This window comes from Sorangium sp. So ce887 (genome assembly GCF_051521455.1).
Classification (GTDB): Bacteria; Myxococcota_A; Polyangia; order Polyangiales; family Polyangiaceae; genus Sorangium.
This window is the reverse complement of record NZ_CP150354.1, coordinates 581,036-598,119: the sequence shown is the minus strand read 5'-3', so window position 1 is coordinate 598,119 and position 17,084 is coordinate 581,036. Positions and strand designations below refer to the sequence as shown.

General features: G+C 71.0%; 12 protein-coding genes. 9 read left to right on the top strand and 3 right to left on the bottom strand.

Annotation, left to right across the window (positions count from 1 at the left end; genetic code table 11):
• Nucleotides 1-94: 94 nt before the first annotated feature.
• From WMF36_RS02335 to WMF36_RS02325, 3 genes are all read left to right on the top strand, one after another.
• Nucleotides 95-703, top strand: coding sequence for a precorrin-2 dehydrogenase/sirohydrochlorin ferrochelatase family protein (locus tag WMF36_RS02335; RefSeq protein ID WP_437577933.1), 609 nt, complete (start codon nt 95-97; stop codon nt 701-703).
• A 151-nt stretch (nt 704-854) separates the two neighbouring features.
• Entirely contained in the window at nt 855-2,078 is a 1,224-nt protein-coding gene (locus WMF36_RS02330) for a PEGA domain-containing protein (RefSeq protein ID WP_437577931.1), read from the top strand.
• Nucleotides 2,079-2,088: 10 nt separating this feature from the next.
• Nucleotides 2,089-3,039 carry a hypothetical protein gene (locus WMF36_RS02325; RefSeq protein ID WP_437577930.1) on the top strand — a complete coding sequence of 317 codons (951 nt, stop codon included), beginning with the start codon at nt 2,089-2,091 and terminating at the stop codon, nt 3,037-3,039.
• Nucleotides 3,040-3,084: 45 nt separating this feature from the next.
• On the opposite strand, the gene hflX is transcribed toward WMF36_RS02325, so the two are convergent.
• Nucleotides 3,085-4,947, bottom strand: coding sequence for a GTPase HflX (hflX, locus tag WMF36_RS02320; RefSeq protein WP_437581842.1), 1,863 nt, complete (start codon nt 4,945-4,947; stop codon nt 3,085-3,087).
• A 326-nt stretch (nt 4,948-5,273) separates the two neighbouring features.
• Between hflX and WMF36_RS02315 the strand changes: the two genes are divergently transcribed.
• From WMF36_RS02315 to thiL, 6 genes are all read left to right on the top strand, one after another.
• Nucleotides 5,274-6,329, top strand: a complete 1,056-nt coding sequence (locus WMF36_RS02315; RefSeq protein WP_437577929.1) for a homoserine kinase — start codon at nt 5,274-5,276, stop codon at nt 6,327-6,329.
• Between the two features lie 162 nt (nt 6,330-6,491).
• On the top strand, nt 6,492-7,385 hold the full coding sequence (locus WMF36_RS02310) for a M48 family metallopeptidase (RefSeq protein WP_437577928.1): 894 nt from the start codon (nt 6,492-6,494) through the stop codon (nt 7,383-7,385).
• A 48-nt stretch (nt 7,386-7,433) separates the two neighbouring features.
• Nucleotides 7,434-9,251, top strand: coding sequence for a dynamin family protein (locus WMF36_RS02305; RefSeq protein ID WP_437577927.1), 1,818 nt, complete (start codon nt 7,434-7,436; stop codon nt 9,249-9,251).
• A gap of 99 nt (nt 9,252-9,350) precedes the next feature.
• Nucleotides 9,351-10,079: a GTP-binding protein gene (locus WMF36_RS02300; protein WP_437486028.1), complete on the top strand. Its 729-nt coding sequence runs from the start codon at nt 9,351-9,353 to the stop codon at nt 10,077-10,079.
• On the top strand, nt 10,076-11,680 hold the full coding sequence (locus WMF36_RS02295; RefSeq protein ID WP_437577925.1) for an ATP-binding protein: 1,605 nt from the start codon (nt 10,076-10,078) through the stop codon (nt 11,678-11,680). Before WMF36_RS02300 ends, WMF36_RS02295 begins: the two co-directional genes overlap by 4 nt.
• Before the next feature lie 10 nt (nt 11,681-11,690).
• The gene (gene thiL, locus WMF36_RS02290; protein ID WP_437577924.1) at nt 11,691-12,680 is read left to right on the top strand and encodes a thiamine-phosphate kinase; all 990 of its coding nucleotides are present in this window, start codon (nt 11,691-11,693) and stop codon (nt 12,678-12,680) included.
• Nucleotides 12,681-12,716: 36 nt separating this feature from the next.
• Here thiL and WMF36_RS02285 read toward each other — a convergent pair whose 3' ends face one another.
• Nucleotides 12,717-13,223: a hypothetical protein gene (locus WMF36_RS02285; protein WP_437577923.1), complete on the bottom strand. Its 507-nt coding sequence runs from the start codon at nt 13,221-13,223 to the stop codon at nt 12,717-12,719.
• A gap of 173 nt (nt 13,224-13,396) precedes the next feature.
• Nucleotides 13,397-16,816, bottom strand: a complete 3,420-nt coding sequence (locus WMF36_RS02280) for a vitamin B12-dependent ribonucleotide reductase (RefSeq protein ID WP_437577922.1) — start codon at nt 16,814-16,816, stop codon at nt 13,397-13,399.
• Nucleotides 16,817-17,084: the final 268 nt, after the last annotated feature.

Here is a 17,084-nt window from a genome sequence, read left to right as displayed (position 1 = left end):
GCGCGGACGGCGAGCTCGCCCGCCGTCACGCGCGCCGCGCCCGCCGGTCTACAATCGCTGCGCGGCCGTCCCCGTTCGTGTCTACTCCACCCTCATGCGCCTCTTTCCCATCGCGCTCGACCTCAACGGCCGGCGGGCCCTCGTCATCGGCGCGGATGGCGAGGTGCCCTACACCGTGGAGCGGCTCCTCTCGGCGGGCGCCCGCGTCTCCGTCGTCGCGCCGGGGCAGGTCGACGCGTCGATCGAGCGCGCCAGCCGGGAAGGGCGGCTCGAGCTGCACCGGCGGCCGTTCGCGGACGGCGACCTCGCCGGCGCGGCGATCGTGTTCCTCGCGCCGGGCGACGACGCGCTCTCGCGGCGCCTCCATCGCGAGCTCGCGGACGCCGGACGCCTCGTCTGCACGCTGGATCGCCCGGAGGTATCGAGCTTCGTCAATCCTTCGGTGGTCTCCGCCTCCGGACTGACCATGAGCTTCAGCAGCCACGGCGTCAGCCCAGGAACGATACGGCGCATCCGGGAGGACCTCAGCGCGCTCTTCTCGGATCCTCGGTTCGCGCGCTACATCGAGGCGCTGCGGCGGCTCCGCGAGAGCCTCCCTCGTGGCGCCGAGCGGGCCGCGCGAATGCGCCAGGCCACCTCGGGCTTTGGCCTGGAGGCGAGGCTTCGGTTCCCTCCATGGCTGGAGCGAGGCGACGAGCCTTGATGTCCGGAGACGCAGCGGTCGAGCCGGGGCGCCGGCGCCGCGAACGTGAGGGCGCGCGCGACCCAACGAACGCGAAAACCCTTGTGTAAAGCGGCCTTCAAGGCTTAAGTGGGCGCCCACGCGACACTATCCGCGGAGGAGGGCTTACGGTATGCGTTCACGATCGGGCCGGCTGACGATGTTGACCTCGGCGGCGATGGTCTCTGGGCTCCTGACGCTGACGAACGTCAGTCCGGTATCTGCGCAGGCGCCCGCCGGGGCCGCGCCGACGCCGGCTCCTGCGAAGCCCGCCGCAGCCGCGGCGCAGGCGGCTCCCCCCGCCGCAGCGCCGCCCGCGACCGGCGCGACGCCGCCTGCGGCCGGTACGCCCGCGACGGCGGCGCCCGGAAAGGCCGCCGAGCCCGCGGCGAAGGTGACCATCACCAAGCCGAAGAAGGCGTTGACGGAAAAGCAGAAGAAGGACGAGGCGAAGAAGCTCTACAAGGAAGCCGAAGCCAGGTTCGAGAAAGCCGAGTACGCCGTCGCGGCCGGCCTGTACCGCCAGGCGGACGAGCACGTGCCCGGCGCCGCACCGAAGTACAAGCTCGCCCTCGCGCTCGACAAGCAGGGGCTCGTGACCGAGGCGGTCGCGGCGTGGCAGTCGTTCCTCGACTCGAAGCCGGACGCCGAGAAGTTCAAGGACAAGATCACCGAGGCGCAGGGGCGCGTGGAGTCCCTGAAGAAGACGCCGGCGAAGGTGAAGGTCGCGACCGTTCCGGAGGCGCCGCAGGGACTCAAGATCACGGTCGACGGCGTGGCCCAGACCGGCCAGGAGCTCTCGGTCCCGCCCGGCAAGCACACGCTCACCGTCTCGGCCGAGGGGTTCGCCGACGCGAGCCAGGAGCTCGAGGTCACCTTCGCCGAGACGCGCGAGGTCAGCGTCGCGCTGACGCCGAAGGCGCCTGCGCCGGTCGCTGCGGCGCCGGCGCAGCCTCCGACCCCGCCGCCCGCCGCCGAGGTGCCTCCGGCTCAGCCGCCGCCGCCTGCACCGTCGGTCGAGCCGCGCTCTCGGGTGCCGGCCTACGTGACCCTCGGGCTCGCCGGCGCCGGCGTCGTGGTCGGGACGATCTTCGGCATCCAGGCGCTCGGCGCGAAGGGCGACTTCGACGAGAGCCCGACGACCGACGCCGCGGATCGCGTCGACCGCTTCGCGCTCATCTCGGACATGTCCTTCGCGGTGGCGCTCACGTTCGGCGTCACCGGCGCGGTCCTGCTCCTCACCGATGACGCGACGGCCGAACCGAAGGCCGCAGCTTCGAGCGTGACGAAGAGGGCGTTCGTCACTCCGTTCGTCAGCCCGACAGGCGGCGGCGCCGCCGCGCGGTTTACCTTCTAAGGGGACTACTATGTGGAAGAACCAGTACCTTCTCGCGATGGCGCTCTGCGCCGGCGCGCTCTCGACCCTCGGGATGGGCTGCGAGCTCATCGCCACGGTCGACCGCTCGCGCATCCCGGGGGACGAAGGCGTCACCAACGGCTGTGCTGACGGTACGAAGAACGGCGAGGAGACCGACGTCGACTGCGGTGGCACCACCTGCCCGCAGTGCGAGATCGCCAAGGCGTGCAAGGCAGAGGACGACTGCGCGAGCGGCTCCTGCGCCGACGGCGTCTGCTGCAACGCCGCCTGCGACGAGGAATGCGACGCCTGCACCGCCGAGCTCAAGGCGTCGGGCGACGAGGACGGCACGTGCGGCCCCTCGAAGGCCGAGGCTGAGTGCGGCGAGGCGACGTGCTCCGAGGGCGTCCAGACAGCCCGCGGCACCTGCGACGGGACCGACGTGGAGTGCAAGCCCGGCGAGGCGACGTCGTGCGAGACGTTCGCCTGCGATACGGAGGCCAACGCGTGCTTCGCCGAGTGCTCGGAGGACACGGAGTGCGCGAAGTGCCATGTCTGCGACGCCGACGCGGAAACCTGCGCGCTCGCTCCGGCGGGCACGCCGGGCCTCGGCTGCGAGGAGAAGCAGGCGTGCGACGCCATGGGCGAGTGCAAGGCCGCGAACGGTGAGGAATGCACGGACGCGGCCGATTGCGGCAGCGGTAGCTGCGTCGACGGCGTCTGCTGCGACACCGGCTGCGACTCGGCCTGCCAGGCCTGCAACGTCGAGGGGTCGGAGGGCACGTGCTCGAACGTCCCGCTCGGCGGCGAGGACGGGACGGACTGCAGCGACGTCAACGTTTGCGACGGCCAGGGCGCTTGCAAGCTGGCGGCCGGCGAGCGGTGCGGCGAGGACGTGGAGTGCGCGAGCGGCAACTGCCTCGGCACCGTCTTCACGTGTGACGAGATCCAGACGCCCTGAGCTCTCCTCGGCTCCCGCCGGGCTCCTCGAGGAGCCCGGCGGAGCTCACGCCTCGAACGTCCCTCTCACACGCGCGCGGATCTCCCCGGCGCCCGATGGCGGACCGAGCACCGTCATCGACTCGGCTTCTCCCTCGAACAGGCCACCGTCCTCCGGCTCGACGCCTTCGGCCTCGGGCTCGTAGGCAGGCACCGTCGCGGCCTCGTCCCAGCGGCTCTTGAGCCGAGCCGCGAGCTTCGTGAGCAGCTCCCGCGTCGTCTCCCTGTCCGTGGCGGACAGGAGCACCGCGTCTGGATGCCCGAGGAGCGACCGCCGCCCCTCCTCCGGGGCGATCAGGTCCGCCTTGTTGAACACCAGGATGCGGGGGATGCCGATGAGATCGAGCTCGGTCAGCAGCGCTTCGGTCGTCTCGATGTGCTGATCGCGCGCGGGATCGCTCACGTCCACGACGTGAAGCAGGAGGTCGGCGTCGGCGGCTTCCTCGAACGTCGCCCGGAAGGCGGCGAACAGGTCCTTCGGGAGCTCCCGGATGAAGCCGACCGTGTCGGTGATCACCACCTCGCGCTCCTCGGGGAAGCGCAGCCGCCTGGAGCGGGTGTCGAGCGTCGCGAACAGCTTGTTCTCGGCGAGCACATCGGCGCCGGTCAGCGTGTTCAGCAGCGTGCTCTTGCCGGCGTTCGTGTAGCCCACGATCGAGACCACCGGCACGCCGAGCCGGGCGCGGCGGCGGCGGCGCTGCTCGCGCTGCCGGGAGAGCCGCTTCAGCTGCGCCTCCAGGAAGCTGACGCGCTCCTTCGCGCGGCGGCGCCCGATCTCGAGCTTCGTCTCGCCGGGGCCGCGCCCGCCGATGCCGCCGGTCAGGCGGGACAGGGAGTCGTCCTTCTGCCCGAGGCGCGGGAGCGTGTACTTCAGCTGGGCCAGCTCGACCTGGAGCTTGCCGTCCGACGACTCTGCGCGCTGGGCGAAGATGTCGAGGATGAGCTGCGTCCGGTCGAGCACCTTGAGGTCCGTGTGCTTCGCGATCGCCGAGGCCTGCGAGGGGGTGAGATCCCGGTCGAAGACCAGCGTCTCCGCGTCGAGCTCCGAGGCGCGCAGCACGACCTCGTCGAGCTTCCCCTTGCCGAGCACGAGCCGCGGATCGATGCGGTCGCGCAGCTGAAGCACCCTGTCCGCGACGTCGACCCCGGCGGTGCCGGCGAGCTCGGTCAGCTCGCGCAGGCTCTCCTCGGCCCGCGCGAGCGCGCCCGTCTTGGCTTTCTCGGCGACGTGCACGAGGATCGCCCGGCCGTCCTTGGCGGCAACCGACCGCGTGCGCGAGCGCTTCGCGAACTCGTCCTCGAGCGCCTGGATGAGCGCGCCGAAATCGACGTCGACGCGGCCGACCGCGACGGGGCCCACGGTCCGGTACGGAAGCTCCGCCTTCCCGCGGCCGTCGGCGTCGCCGTCGGCGTCGTCCACGGTCACCGTGACCGCTTCCTTCCCGCGGACCGGCACGTTGTACGCGTACTGGATGGTCTTCGGCTCGCCCTGCGGGGTGAGCTGCACGGCCGCGACCAGGTCGAGCCGGAGGCGGACGAGGTCGACAAGGTCGTCCCGCGTGAGCGGCTCGTTGAAGAGGTGCGTGTGGACGAGCCGGAGCGCTCTGAAGCGCCCCTGCGCCGCGCGGAGGCGCCCGATGTCGGGCAGCATCAGCCGGGTCGCGTCGCCGACGACGACATAGTCGACCTCGCCCGAGCGGTGGACCAGGGCGCCGACCTGGCGCCCCGTCTCGTGCGACGCTTCGGCGAGCGCCTTGATGAGCTCGGGCGTGGCGAGGCTCGCGAGCGGCACCTTGCGGCGGTAGATGCGCTCTAGGGTCTTGGTGGCGAGGGGGCTGAGTCCGGTGGTGTTTCCGTAGATGGTGGGCATTCGATAGTCGAAGGGGATGTTGCTCCCGCTCATTCATAACGCACGCGGAACCGGTCTGCGACCTGGGCCACCGCGGATCTTCACGCGGGGCGCGCATTTTCTCGTCGCTCCTCATTCCTCTTCCCTCCCTCTTCCCCCTCTCTACTTCCCCCCTCTGTCGCTTCCCCCCTCCCCTTCCCCCTTCGTCATTCCGCCTCGTCGCTCGCCTCTGTCGGCCCCCTCTCCGTCGACCCTCTCCTCTCCGTCGACCCTCTCCCGATTCCCGCCCCGTCGCGTCTCTCGCCCGGCGTGCTCCTCCAGGTTCCTGTGGAGGCCGCGCGCGAGCCGTGGCAACCGTGCCCACGATGGCCATCCTGACCCCCCTCTCGCTCGCAGATGCCCGCCGCATCGGCGCGCTTTACGGCCTGGAGATCGCCGACGTGCGCGGCCTCCTCGCCGGGAGCGTGAACTCGAACTTCGCGCTGACGCTCGCCGACGGCCGCGGGCAAGCGTTCCTGCGGGTCTACGAGGAGCAGCAGCTCCATGCGGCCTCGCGCGAGGCGCACATGCTGGAGCACCTCGCGGCCAGCGGCGTCGCCACGCCGCAGCCGCTCCGGCGCCGGGATGCGGCGTCCGGGTCGGAGGGCGCCGCGTTCATTGCAGAGCACGCCGGCAAGCCGGTCGCGGTGTTCCCGTGGGTCGCGGGCGACTCGCTCTGCCAGGCGCGCGTCACGCCCGACGCGACCCGTCGCGTCGGCGCGGCCCTGGCGCGCGTGCACCTCGTCGGCGCGTCGTTCGAGGGGGCGAACACGAGCCGGTTCGACCTCGACAGCCTCGACCAGCGGCTCCAGGGCCTCCGTGCGCCCGGACCCGCCGCGAGCGCTGCGCAGGCCGCCGGTCCTCCCGCCTCGACCCTCCCGTCCGAGGTGGCCGCCGCCGTCGACGAGCTCACCGGCCGGCTCCAGCGGATGCGCGCCGCGGCGCCGCGGACGTCCGGACCCGAGACGCTGATCCACGGCGATCTCTTCCGCGACAACGTGCTCTGGCAGGACGGCGAGATCTCGGCGCTGCTCGATTTCGAGAGCGCCTCGCGCGGGAGCGCCGTCTTCGATCTCGCCGTCACGATGCTGGCGTGGTGCTTCGGCGACGACCTCGACCCGGATCTCGCGGCCGCGCTCGCCGCCGGTTACACGTCGGTGCGGCCGCTTTCAACCGAGGAGCGCGGCCGGATCTTCCACGAGAGCCTGGTCGCCGCGTTGAGGTTCTCCATCACGCGGATCACCGACTTCGAGCTCCGCCCGAAGGGCAGCGGTGTCTACAAGGACTTCCGGCGCTTCCTCGCGCGGCAGCGGACGCTCGAGCGCCTCGGCCCGGAGGGGCTGCTCGCGCTGCTTCGCGTCTGATCGCGTCAGCTCACGCCTGCTCACGTCTGCTCTCGCCTGATTTGCGCCAGCTCGCGTCCGACGCGGGTGTGCGCGAAAGTCGCCCCGTGATTTTGCGTTAAGTTCGCGGCGCCGGGCGAGGGCGGCGTTGCGCGTCCGCGGCCTGGCCATTACCTTCGCCGGATGGCACAGGTCGGAACGCTCGATTTCAAGGGCTTCATCGAGAGACGGAAGGGCCAGCGCGCGGGCGGCGGGGACGGCGCTGGAAACGCGTATGCCTACGTGTCCGATAAGAACACGCGGCTCGCCTTCGAGAAGATGCGTCCGGTCGAGCTCGCCGTGACCGCCGCGGTCAGGCTGTTCAAGACGGTCGGCAAGAACGAGCTCCTCGGCCACGCCGTGAAGGTCGGCCCCACGCAGTTCCCGCGCGTCCACAACCTCGCGCTCCGCTGCGCCGACACGCTCGGGATCGCGACCCCGACGCTCTACATCGTCAACAGCCCCTACCTCAATGCCGCCACCTACGGCACGAACGACGACTCGTTCATCATGGTGCACTCGGCGCTCGTCGACCATTTCACCGACGACGAGCTGCTCAGCGTCATCGGCCACGAGTGCGGCCACATCCACAACAGCCACGTCGTCTACCTGACCGCGATGCACTACCTGACGCGGATGGCGTCGGTCTTCGTGAAGTGGATCGTCGGCCCGGCGATGATCGCGCTCTCCGGCTGGTCGCGCCGGGCCGAGGTCACCTGCGACCGCGCCGGGCTGCTCTGCGCGAAGAGCCTCGACGTCTCGACGCGCGCGCTCACCAAGCTCGCGCTCGGCTCGACCAAGCTCTACGAGGAGCTGAACCTCGAGGCGTTCATCGCCCAGCACGAGGAGGGCAAGGGCGGCATCGGCAGGTTCGCCGAGTTCACGGCCAACCACCCGTGGCTGCCGAAGCGCGTCCTGGCGCTCCGGGCCTTCGCCGAGAGCGAGCTCTACCAGCGCCACGCCGGGCTCGGCGCGGGCGGCCTCTCCATGGAGGAGGTCGACGAGAAGGTGCACGAAGTCATCAAGATCTGGGGCTGAGGGGCTCTCTCCTCCTGGCTCCCGACCCAAGGCCGAGGTCCAACGCACATGCTCGAATCCTTCCACAGCCGCAAAGACGACGTGACCGGGGCGCTCCGGGAGCTCGTGGAGTTCGCCGAGGCCCTCGGCGCCAAGAGCGTCGCGACGCGCATCGCGAACGATCTCGTGAAGAAACTCGAGGCCGATCGGTTCCACCTCGTCGTGGTCGGCGAGTTCAACCACGGCAAGACGACCTTCGTGAACGCCCTGCTCGGCGCCTCGATCCTGCCCGTCGGCGTGACGCCCACGACGGCGGTGATCCACCACCTCGAGTACGCGGCCGAGCCGCGCGCCGAGGTGGTCTACGCGTCGGGCGAGCGCGTGGGCCTGCCCTTCGAGGACGTGCGGGCGTTCACCGTCGGCGGAGAGCGCTCGTCGAGCGCCGGCGAGGTCAAATTCCTCGAGGTAGGGTACCCGGCCGAGCTCCTGCGCGAGCGCGTGGTCCTCGTCGACACCCCGGGGGTGAACGATCTCTCGCTCCAGCGGGCGGACATCACCTACAGCTACATCCCGCGGTCGGACGCCGTGCTGTTCCTCATCGACGCCGGCCAGCCGCTCAAGGAGAGCGAGCGCGTCTTCCTCCAGGACAAGCTGCTCGGGCAGTCCCGCGACAAGATCCTCTTCGTCGTGACGAAGCGCGACATCTGGAGCCAGGACGAGGAGGTCGAGGCGCTCGCCTACATCCGGAGCGAGCTCGGGAAGCTCGTGAAGACGCCGGTGGTCTTCCCGATCTCGAGCGAGCGGGCGCTGGAGGCGGACCGGGCCGGCAGCGGGATGCCGGAGCTGCTCGATCACCTGACCCGGTTCCTCGCCGAGGAGCGCGGGCGCATCCTGCTCGACAACGCGCTCGGCGAGGGCCTCGAGTCCTCGCGCCTGCTCGGCAAGGGCGTGGACGCGCGGCGGCGGGCGGCCGCGATGTCGCGCGAAGAGCTCAGCCGTCGCATCGAGATGATCGAGAAGGATCTGGCCGGCCAGTCGCGCACCATCGAGGAGCGGCGCGCCGGCATCCGCGAGGAGGTGAGCGCCATCCGGGCGTGGGTGCGCCGCGATCTGGATCGCTTCGTCGACGACGTGCTCCGGCAGCTGCCGGCGATCATCGACGAGGCCCAGACCGACGAGATCAAGGTCTACCTCGGCGCGTTCCTGGAGCGCACCTTGGCCGAGTGGGCGCAGGCCGAGACGAAGGAGATCGCCACGGCGCTCGAGGCGCTCGCCGAGAAGACGATCGCGCTCGTCCGAGAGGACGCGCACGACGTGGCGAAGCGGGTCAGCGAGGCGCTCGGGGGCGACGTGAAGACGCCGAACGTCGAGGTCGACACGTTCGGCTACGACGTCGGCGTCTTCGCGCTCTTCACGATCGGCCTCGGCGTGATGTTCACGAACGCCCTGCTCGGCGGGATCCTGGCGCTCGCGGCGCCGGTCCTGGCCGTGTACGTGAAGGACAAGGTCGAGGCCGAGACCCGCAAGAAGGCGAAGGAGATGGCGCCGATCGCCCTGCGCGAGGCCGCCACCCGGATCGGGCCGAAGCTCGACGAGATGATCCAGGAGTTCGCGAGCCGGCTCGACGCGTGGGTGGTCACGGCAGGCCAGGAGCTGCACCGGGAGGTCATCGAGGTGCTCAAGGCGGCCCGCGAGGAGCGGGTCCGCTCCGAGCCGAGCAGCGAGAGCCAGCTCAAGGCGTGCGACGCCCAGGCCGAGGCGCTCCAGACGCTGACGGGGCGCCTGGAGGGGCTGCGAAGCGCGCTCTGGACCGTCGAGAACGGCGAGAGCATGCCGATCCCTCCCCCCGTGTCCAGCGTGCCCAACGCGCCCGGCGGCTCGGCCTGAGCGAGGCGCACGCCTCCTGACAAGGGAGGAGGCGCTGCCCGGCTCGGCCGGGCGCCGTGGCCATATCCAATCGTCCGGCGCTCATGCGAGAATGCGGCTGTGCAGCTCGACTTCGCAGCCCGTGAAGTGACGATCAAGCTCGTCTATTACGGCCCGGCGCTCAGCGGCAAGACGACGAACCTCGTCTCGCTGCACGGGCTCGCCGGGTCGGACGCTCGCGGACGGTTGATGACGCTCGAAACGCAGGACGATCGCACGCTGTTCTTCGATCTCCTGCCGCTCACCTTCCGCGCGAAGGACGGCGACGTCTCGCTCCGCATCAAGCTGTTCACCGTGCCCGGTCAGCCGATGCACGCCGCCACGCGGCGGCTCGTGCTCCAGGGCGCGGATGGGGTCGCGCTGATCGCCGACTCCCAGCTCACGGAGACGCAGCGCAACGCCGACGCGTTCTTCGACCTTCGCCAGAACCTGCGGGAGAACGGCCTCGATCTCGCGCGGATGCCGCTCGTCATCCAGTTCAACAAGCGCGACCTCCCCGACATCCGGAGCGACGAGGAGCTGGCGCGCCTCGCCGCGCGGGGCAAGGAGCCGGTATACAGGGCCATCGCGACCCGCGGCATGGGCACGGTGGAGACGTTCATGGGCCTGCTCCACCTCACGTGGGAGACGCTCGATCAGACGCACCAGCTCTCGAAGCGGCTGTCGATCAGCGGCGAGGAGCTCCTCAACAGCGCGGTGCGCCAGCTCGGTGTGACGAGCTCGGTGAGCGAGCTCCTGGCGAGGCGCATGGGCGGCAGCCTCGAGAAGAGCTCCCGGATCGTTCCATGAGGCCCGACGCCCACAAGGGGACGCCGGCTGATTTCGGCCTCGACGACGAGGATCTCCTCCATGTGCCGAGCTCCGCGCTGCCGTCGGCCCGCGTCGCGGACGCGCCCAGCTCCTCGAAGCGCGACGGAGCGCCGAGCGCGCCCGAGCCCTCGACGCTGCCGCCCCCTGCGGCTGCACCGGTCGTCGATCTGGTCGGCATCGGCCCGCTCTCGCTCGAGGATCTCGTGGATCGCCAGGCCCTCGGCGAGATGGCGGCCTCGTTCCACAAGCTGTTCGGGCTGCCGATCCGGATCCAGTCGATCAGCGGCGCGACGCTCGCGGAGTCCGGCGCGCTCGCGACGCTCGCGCCGCCGGCCGACCCGGTCGGGGACGAGCCGGAGACCGCACGGGCCGGCGCGGCGCCGGCGGATCGGGCGCAGCGGCGCGGCGCGGCGGCCGTCGGCGAGCACGCGGATCCCCGCTTCGCCGGCGCGCTCTACCAGGTGTTCCCGATCGAGTACGACGGGCGCGCGATCGGCCGGTCGATCCTCGGCCCGTACCTGCCCGAGGGCGTCGATGAGCCTCCCGCTGCCGAGCTCGCGGCGGCGGCGCAGACCCAGCTCGCGCGCGCCGCGGAGGGGCTGCCGCGGCTGCCGAGGCTCCGGCCGGAGCGGCTCGGCGAGATCGCGGATCACCTCCGCGCCGTCCTCGATCTCATCCTGTTCAGCGGGCACAAGTCGCTCCTCACGTCGACGATGCACGTCGCGTCGATCCGCGAGAGCTTCCGTGAGCTCTCGCAGAAGAACGCCGAGCTGGAGCAGGCGTACGAGCGGCTGAAGGAGCTCGACCGGCTCAAGTCGAACTTCCTCGCCACGGTGTCGCACGAGCTCCGGACCCCGCTCACGTCGATCATGGGTTACAGCGAGATGCTCGCCGAGGGCATCGGCGGGCCCCTGACCGGTGAGCAGCGCGAGTTCATCGATACGATCCGGTCGAAGAGCGAGCAGCTGCTCGGGCTCATCATGAGCCTCCTGGATCTCTCGAAGCTGGAGAGCGGCACGCTGATCGTGCACCGCACCGAGGTGGCGGTCGGCCCGGTGCTCGTCGAGGCGGCGTCGACGATGACGCCGGCCGCCTCGAAGAAGGGCGTCGAGCTCCGGATCCGCGCCGAGAGCGATCTCCCGCCGGTGCTCGGGGACAGCGACCGGCTGCGGCAGGTGTTCATCAACCTCGTCGAGAACGCGGTGAAGTTCACCGAGGCCGGGGGCGAGGTGCAGCTCGTCGCGCGCGCCGTGAGCGACGACACGGACGACCTCCCCGGGCTGGTGCTCGTCGCGCCGCTCCAGCAGGCGGTCGAGATCCGCGTCGTGGACACGGGCATCGGCATTCCTCCTGGCGAGCGGTTGAAGGTGTTCGACCCGTTCTACCAGATCGATCAGAGCTCGACCCGGGAGCACGGCGGCACGGGCCTCGGCCTCTCGATCGTCAAGCGCCTGGTCGAGGCGCACAGCGGCACGGTCCGCATCGAGCCGAACGAGCCGCGCGGCACCGTGTTCGTGGTCAAGCTGCCCACGGTCGCGGGCTCGCCGGCGAACAGCGTCGTGCCGCCCATCTTTCAATGAGCGGGTTTCCATGAGCGGGCGCTCCGAGTGGAAGCGCATCGAGCTGCTGCGCGCCGTGCTCGGCGGTGCGGCCGGCGAGCACGTGCTCTGCGGCATCGGCGACGACGCCGCGATCCTCGCGCCCGCGGCCCCGCAGGGCGGGGCGCTCCCGGGCGCCGCGGCGCCGCTCGTCTGGACGGTCGACAGCGCCGTCGAGGGCGTGCATTTCCGGCGCGATCTCCTGAGCTTCGAGGATCTCGGCTACCGGGCGACGATGGCCGCGGCGAGCGATCTCGCCGCGATGGGGGCGCGCCCGGTCGGCCTGCTCGCCGCGCTGGTGCTGCCTCCGGACGTGAGCGACGACGAGCTCGGCGCCCTCGCCGCGGGCCAGCGCGCCGCGTGCGACGAGATCGGCACGGCGGTCATCGGCGGGAACCTCTCCCGGGGCGGCGAGATCTCGATCACCACGACGGCGCTCGGCGTCGCGGCCGCGCCGCTCCGGCGCGACGGCGCGCGCCCCGGCGACGCGCTCGCGCTGGCGGGACCGGTCGGCCTGGCCGCGGCGGGGTTTGCGCTGCTCGACCGGGGCATCGCGCCGTCCGGCGCGGCGGCCGCGCTGGCGATCCGGGCATTTCGCCGGCCGGCGGCGCGCATCGACGCGGGCCTCCGCGCGGCCGCGAGCGCCCGCGCGGCGATCGACATCTCCGACGGCCTCGCCGCGGATCTGGCGCACCTCGCGCGCGCGAGCGGCGTACGCGTGCTGCTCGATCCAGGGGCGCTCGTCGGCTCGGATCTCCGCGAGGCCGCCGCGCTGCTCGGCGCTGATGCGCTGGAGCTCGCGCTGTACGGCGGCGAGGACTACGCGATCGCGGTCGCGGGTCCCGACGTCGGGGCGCTCCCCGGCTTCGTGGCGATCGGCCGCTGCGCGCCGCGCGAGGAGGGCGCGAGCGACGTGGCGCTGGTCGGACCGGACGGGCAGCTCACGAGCCTCGCGGCGCGGGGGTACGACCACTTCGCCTGACGCCGCTCTCCGGCGCTCGCCGCGCCCGGCCCGCGCTCATTTGCACTCGGCGGGCGGTGTGGTTCCGGCGAGGCTCGCTCGGATCTGGGTGAGCGCCTTGGCGCGCGGGGTCTTCCCGCTCTTCACGAGCTTATCGATCCCGGCGCAGAGATGGGATGCCGTCGCCGCCTTCGACTTGGCCTCCGGCGACTTGCCCGACTTGGTGGCGACCGCGTGGAGCGCCGTGCAGCACGCCTGGATGGAGGCGCCTCCCCCGCGGGACGCCCCCGCTGCCGCTTCGGCCGCCGCCGCCCCCGCGTCTGCCTCTGCAGCCGCCGCCGCAGGCTCGGCGGACGCCGCTGCGGCGGGCTCCTGGGCAGCGGCGGGCTCCTGGGTCGCAGCGGGCTCCTGGGTCGCAGCGGGCACTGGATCGGCGGCCACCGGCGCGACCGATTGCGCGGGCGCGGGGATCGTCTCCGGCTCTGCTTCTTCTTTCTGGCAAGCGCTGGACAGGATGCCGCAGGTGAGAACGACGAAGGCCATGGACGAGCGCAACCGGATCATGCCCCGTCTTCTACAAAGCTTCGCAGAGCACAGCCATACGGTTGGCAAAGTAGAACCGCGTACGGACGTCCCCGCAGATCTCCCGCGCAGCACGGCCCGCCAGAGGCGCGAGTTCGTGGGAGGGGCCCCCCGCCGGCCCCTCCCTCATTCCCCCTACCCCCGCCCGTCGCCCCTCAGCTGCAACCCATGCTGTTGCCGCAGTTGAGGCACTTGTAGCAGGCCCCGTTGCGCACGGTGATGTGCCCGCAGCCGTCGCAGACCGGCGCGTCGCCCATCATGTCCTCGAGCTGCGCGTCGAGCGCGCTCGACGCCCGTCCCCCGCCCTCGAGCAGCGCCGACGCCGGGGAGGCCTGCGAGAACGACGCCACGCCGCTCTCCTGCGCCCGCGACTCGACCGGGTCCTCCATGGCCGAGGTGACCGGCTGCACGTGGGCCAGATCGTAGCGGTTCAGGTACTCGACCCCGAGCACGCGGAAGAGGTAGTCCACGATCGAGGTCGAGAACTTCACGTAGTCGTGCCCCTCGACCACGCCCTGCGGCTCGAAGCGCGTGAAGGTGTACTGCTCGACGAAGGTCTCGATCGGCACGCCGTACTGGAGCCCGATCGACACCGCCATCGCGAAGCAGTTCATCATCGAGCGGAACGCGGCCCCCTCCTTGTGGAGGTCGATGAAGATCTCGCCGAGCGTCCCGTCGTCGTACTCGCCGGTGCGGAGGTAGATCTTGTGCCCGCCGACGCGCGCCTCCTGCGTGAAGCCCTTGCGCTTCCTCGGCAGGCGGAACCGCTCGGGCGCCGCCGCCGAGGGCGAGCGCGGGCGCGCCTGGCTGGCCAGCGCGGTCGCCGCCTGGAGCACGGGACCGGCGATCTCGGCCTTGTCCGCCTTGCCCTTGGTCTCCGTCGACTTGCTGTCGCTCGTGGACGAGAGCGGCTGCGACGCCTTGCAACCGTCGCGGTAGAGCGCGACCGCCTTGAGCCCGAGGCGCCACCCCTCCTCGTAGATCCGCTGCACCTCCTCGACCGTCGCGTCGTTCGGCAGGTTCACGGTCTTCGAGATGGCGCCGGACAGGAACGGCTGCGCCGCGGCCATCATCCGGACGTGCGACATCGGCGCGAGGTAGCGCCGGCCCTTCCTGCCGCAGCGGTTGGCGCAGTCGAACACCGCGTAGTGCTCCTCGCGCAGGTGCGGCGCCCCCTCCACCGTCATGCGGCCGATGATCGTCTCGTTCGCCTCCTCGATCTCCGCGGGCGAGAAGCCGAGGTGCTGGAGCAGCGAGAAGCTGAAGCGCGCCCGCGACTCCTTGGAGACGCCGAGCCGGTCGTAGGTCTCCTCGCCGAGGATCCAGGGGCCGAAGGCGAGATCCAGGTCGAAGACGCCGGGGATGGCGGCCTCGATCTTCGCGAGGTCGTCGTTGTTGAGCCCCTTGGCCTTGAGCGACGCCCGGTTCACGTGCGGCGCCGCAAGGAGGGTGTTCGTGCCGGAGACGAAGGCGACGATCTCCTGCACCTCGGCCTCGGGGTAGCCGAGCCGCCGGAGCGCCTCGGGTACGGACTGGTTCACGATCTTGAAGTAGCCGCCGCCGGCGAGCTTCTTGAACTTCACGAGCGAGAAGTCGGGCTCGATGCCCGTCGTGTCGCAGTCCATCAGCAGGCCGATGGTGCCGGTCGGGGCGAGCACCGTCGCCTGGGCGTTGCGGTAGCCGTGCTCCTGCCCGATCCGGACCGCCTCGTCCCAGTCGGCGCACGCCGCCCGCCAGAGCGACTCCGGGCAGCGGTCGCGGTCGAGCGCGTAGGCGGCGTCGCGGTGCATGCCCATCACCCGGAGCATCGGCTCGCGGTTCCTCGCGAACCCGGCGAACGGCCCCTTTGCGGCGGCCATCTCGGCCGAGACCCGGTAAGCGTGGCCGCACAGGATCGCGGTGAGCGCGCCCGCCACCGAGCGGCCCTGGTCGGAGTCGTACGGGATGCCCTGCAGCATGAGCAGGGTGCCCAGGTTGGCGTAGCCGAGCCCGAGCGGGCGGTAGTCGTGCGAGTTCTTCGCGATGCCCCGGGTCGGGTACGCCGAGAAGTCGACAAGGATCTCCTGCGCGACGAAGAACACCCGCACCGCGTGGCGGTAGCCCTCGATGTCGAACGAGCCGTCCTCGCCGAGGAACTTGGTGAGGTTCAGGCTCGACAGGTTGCAGGCCGAGTCGTCGAGGAACATGTACTCGGAGCACGGGTTCGAGGCGTTGATGCGCGCCGTGTTCGGGCAGGTGTGCCAGCGGTTGATGGTCGTGTCGTACTGCACGCCCGGATCGGCGCAGCCCCACGCCGCCTCGGCGACCTGGCGCCAGAGATCCTTCGCGCTCAGCGTGTCGACGACCTCGCCGGTCGTCCGGGAGCGCGTCTCCCACGACGCGGCCGTCGCCGCCGCGCGCATGAAATCGTCGCTCACGCGCACGGAGTTGTTCGAGTTCTGCCCGCTCACGGTGTGGTACGCCTCGCCGTTGAAGTCGGAGGGGTACCCCGAGGCGATGAGCGCCATCGCCTTCTTCTCCTCGCGGACCTTCCACTGGATGAAGTCGACGATCTCCGGGTGGTCCATGTCGAGGCAGACCATCTTGGCGGCGCGCCGCGTCGTGCCGCCGCTCTTTGTCGCGCCGGCGGCGCGGTCGAACACCTCGAGGAAGCTCATGAGCCCCGAGCTCGTCCCGCCGCCCGATAGCTTCTCCTGCTTCCCGCGGATCGCGCTGAAGTTCGTCCCCGTCCCCGACCCGTACTTGAACAGGCGGGCCTCGCTCTTCACGAGGTCGTAGATGCTCATCAGGTCGTCCTGGATCGCCTGGATGAAGCACGCCGAGCACTGCGGCCGCTCGTAGGCGTTCCGGGTCTCGATGATCTCGTCGAGCGCGCCCGCCGCGCTCGTTCGGCTCGTGGACGCGCCCGACTTTGCCACGGCGCCCCCGTTCCCCGCGTCGGCCGAGGCCTCGTTCCAGGCGTAGTTGCCGCCCGAGCCCTCGATGCCGTAACGGTGGAAGAGCCCGCAGTTGAACCACACGGGCGAGTTGAACGCGCCATACTGGTGGACGAGCAGGTACGAGAGCTCTGCCTCGAAGGAGTCCGCGTCCTTCGTGGAGGCGAAGTAGCCGCCGAAGTGCTCGCCCGCCTCGCGGATGGTGCGCGCGAGCCGGTGGACGACTTGGCGGACGCTCGTCTCGCCGAGCTCCTTCTTGCCGTGGATCCCAGCCTTGCGGAAGTACTTGGAGACGACGATGTCGGTCGCGAGCTGCGACCAGCCGGCGGGGATCTCGGCCCCTTCCATCTTGAAGACGACCGAGCCGTCCGGGTTGGTGATGATGCTCGAGCGGCGCTCCCAGGTGACCTCGTCGAGCGGGTCCACGCCGCGTTGCGTGAACCGCCGGTCGAACCCGAGCCCGCGCGGCCGCGAGGCCCCCTTCTTCGCGGCCTTCTTCGCGGCCGCGCCGTTGGTCTGCGCCTTGGCAGCCCCCCCGGTCACCGGACGGGCCCCTGCATCTTCCTTCGTCCGCGCCGTCATCTTGCCGTTCCCGGCGGGAAGCTTACCGCCGTCACCCACAACTGCCGACTGGGCCATTTCCAAGTCCTCCTGTGAGCTACCGCACCTGGCGGTGACTCGGGTCCTACCGAAAGCACAAATAGTTCCCGGGAGAACGCCGAGGCCTCATCGCCTCGGATCTCCACAGGTCCCGTCGCTTCTCCCCTGCTACCTGCTCAAACGTTCCGTCTTCCGGCCAGTGAGCATAGGTCCAGGTGCCATGTCTGAAAGGCGTGCGCCGACATTCGGGAGCGCCTGACCGCCAGCTAGTCAAACCCGCGACGGGCCCGTGCGTCAAGGAGAACCG

Excerpts from the sequence above, each read along its gene's own strand:
- WMF36_RS02335 (WP_437577933.1), top strand. The coding sequence starts at position 95 with ATGCGCCTCTTTCCCATCGCGCTCGACCTCAACGGCCGGCGGGCCCTC.
- WMF36_RS02330 (WP_437577931.1), top strand. The coding sequence starts at position 855 with ATGCGTTCACGATCGGGCCGGCTGACGATGTTGACCTCGGCGGCGATG.
- WMF36_RS02325 (WP_437577930.1), top strand. The coding sequence starts at position 2,089 with ATGTGGAAGAACCAGTACCTTCTCGCGATGGCGCTCTGCGCCGGCGCG.
- hflX (WP_437581842.1), bottom strand. The coding sequence starts at position 4,947 with ATGCCCACCATCTACGGAAACACCACCGGACTCAGCCCCCTCGCCACC.
- WMF36_RS02310 (WP_437577928.1), top strand. The coding sequence starts at position 6,492 with ATGGCACAGGTCGGAACGCTCGATTTCAAGGGCTTCATCGAGAGACGG.
- WMF36_RS02305 (WP_437577927.1), top strand. The coding sequence starts at position 7,434 with ATGCTCGAATCCTTCCACAGCCGCAAAGACGACGTGACCGGGGCGCTC.
- WMF36_RS02295 (WP_437577925.1), top strand. The coding sequence starts at position 10,076 with ATGAGGCCCGACGCCCACAAGGGGACGCCGGCTGATTTCGGCCTCGAC.
- thiL (WP_437577924.1), top strand. The coding sequence starts at position 11,691 with ATGAGCGGGCGCTCCGAGTGGAAGCGCATCGAGCTGCTGCGCGCCGTG.
- WMF36_RS02285 (WP_437577923.1), bottom strand. The coding sequence starts at position 13,223 with ATGATCCGGTTGCGCTCGTCCATGGCCTTCGTCGTTCTCACCTGCGGC.
- WMF36_RS02280 (WP_437577922.1), bottom strand. The coding sequence starts at position 16,816 with ATGGCCCAGTCGGCAGTTGTGGGTGACGGCGGTAAGCTTCCCGCCGGG.